The organism is Vibrio sp. 2134-1 (genome assembly GCF_033339495.1).
Genome location: NZ_JAWOUS010000953.1, coordinates 1 through 519 on the forward strand (window position 1 = coordinate 1; position 519 = coordinate 519).

At 50.1% G+C, this 519-nt stretch carries 1 protein-coding gene; it reads left to right on the forward strand.

All coding sequences use genetic code 11. The annotated features are described in order from the left end of the window. Positions 1-412 (forward strand): ABC transporter permease subunit (locus R7R78_RS29445; RefSeq protein WP_225475004.1); only part of this gene is annotated, 412 nt, incomplete at its 5' end. Positions 413-519: the final 107 nt, after the last annotated feature.

Consider the following 519-nt stretch of genomic DNA (forward strand, 5'->3'; position numbering starts at 1 on the left):
ATTAGCTTTTCTTGTTTTGCCAGTATTAAGTCTTGCCATTGGATCAGTCGCTAGCATCGCGCGTGTCATGCGCGGCGCGATGATTGAAACCCTCAATCAGCCTTACATTCGCACCGCAAAAGCGAAGGGATTATCGACCGCCTACATCTTGTTCCACCATGCACTGCGTCCGTCATTGATCCCCGTCGTCGCCATGCTCGGGCCAGCGTTTGTCTCTGTCGTGACGGGCTCTGTCATCATCGACATCTTTTTCGGCACTGGTGGTATGGGCCAGCACTTTGTCTCTGGTGCACTGAATCGCGACTACGGCTTAGTCATGGGTATCACCTTAATTGTCGCCTCACTCACCATCTTCTTTAATCTTGTGGTCGATTTGTTGTACACGGTGATCGACCCACGTATCCGCGTTTAGGAGTCAAACATGTTATCGATTAAGAAACTGGATACTCAATCCTTACAAGACCAAGTCGTAGACAATATCGAAGCGGTGGAAGGTCGCAGTTTGTGGCAAGACGCCTG